Annotated in this window: 9 tRNA genes and 1 rRNA gene; all 10 read right to left on the reverse strand. The window is 50.5% G+C overall.

The annotated features are described in order from the left end of the window. A tRNA-Ser gene (locus LSE01S_RS10650) sits at positions 1-89 on the reverse strand. A 26-nt stretch (positions 90-115) separates the two neighbouring features. After that, positions 116-189 (reverse strand) — tRNA-Ile (locus tag LSE01S_RS10655). Between the two features lie 14 nt (positions 190-203). Next, positions 204-277, reverse strand: a tRNA-Met gene (locus LSE01S_RS10660). 26 nt (positions 278-303) lie between these two features. Beyond that, positions 304-377 (reverse strand) — tRNA-Pro (locus LSE01S_RS10665). A 5-nt stretch (positions 378-382) separates the two neighbouring features. Next, positions 383-456: transfer RNA gene (locus LSE01S_RS10670), tRNA-Arg, on the reverse strand. A gap of 35 nt (positions 457-491) precedes the next feature. Continuing rightward, positions 492-563: transfer RNA gene (locus LSE01S_RS10675), tRNA-Gly, on the reverse strand. A gap of 7 nt (positions 564-570) precedes the next feature. Next, positions 571-643 (reverse strand) — tRNA-Thr (locus LSE01S_RS10680). 53 nt (positions 644-696) lie between these two features. Further along, a tRNA-Lys gene (locus LSE01S_RS10685) sits at positions 697-769 on the reverse strand. A gap of 3 nt (positions 770-772) precedes the next feature. Next, positions 773-845 (reverse strand) — tRNA-Val (locus tag LSE01S_RS10690). Between the two features lie 6 nt (positions 846-851). After that, a 5S ribosomal RNA gene (gene rrf / locus LSE01S_RS10695) occupies positions 852-968 on the reverse strand. Positions 969-979 lie beyond the last annotated feature (11 nt).

Consider the following 979-nt stretch of genomic DNA (forward strand, 5'->3'; position numbering starts at 1 on the left):
GGAGGATGAGAGATTCGAACTCTCGCGTGGTTTGACCCACCTGACGGTTTTCAAGACCGTTCCCTTCAGCCAGACTTGGGTAATCCTCCAAAAACATACAACGTCCAACTGGTGATGGACCTTGTAGGACTCGAACCTACGACCGGACGGTTATGAGCCGTCTGCTCTAACCAACTGAGCTAAAGGTCCAGTTCAAGTCCAAATCGCGGCGGGGGGGATCGAACCCTCGACCTCTCGGGTATGAACCGAACGCTCTAGCCAGCTGAGCTACACCGCGAAATGTTAAATAAAATATTTATTTAATCGGGAAGACAGGATTCGAACCTGCGACCCCCTGGTCCCAAACCAGGTGCTCTACCAAGCTGAGCTACTTCCCGTTAAATGCACCCAGTAGGAGTCGAACCTACAACCTTCTGATTCGTAGTCAGACACTCTATCCAATTGCGCTATGGGTGCAAAGTATTAAATTAAGCTAATACCTCTCGGTATTAAGCGGAAGACGGGATTCGAACCCGCGACCCCCACCATGGCAAGGTGATGTTCTACCACTGAACTACTTCCGCAAAATGATGCCGACTAGAAGATTCGAACTTCCGACCCCCTGTTTACAAGACAGGTGCTCTGCCAACTGAGCTAAGTCGGCATAGTCAGTTATGGACGTTCATTATCTAAATGTCACTCACCACTAAAGGTGAATGAGCCGTGACAGGCTCGAACTGTCGACCCTCTGATTAAAAGTCAGATGCTCTACCAACTGAGCTAACGGCTCAAATGGAGGATACAGGGCTCGAACCTGTGACCCTCTGCTTGTAAGGCAGACGCTCTCCCAACTGAGCTAATCCTCCAAATTCGCGTAGCAACGTCCTACCCTCGCAGGGGGCGATCCCCCAACTACTATCGGCGTGCTGAAGCTTAACTTCCGTGTTCGGCATGGGAACGGGTGTATCCTTCAGGCTATCGTCACTACACTATGAAAGAA

The sequence above is a fragment of the Levilactobacillus senmaizukei DSM 21775 = NBRC 103853 genome, assembly GCF_001592085.1.
In the GTDB taxonomy this organism is placed as follows: Bacteria; Bacillota; Bacilli; order Lactobacillales; family Lactobacillaceae; genus Levilactobacillus; species Levilactobacillus senmaizukei.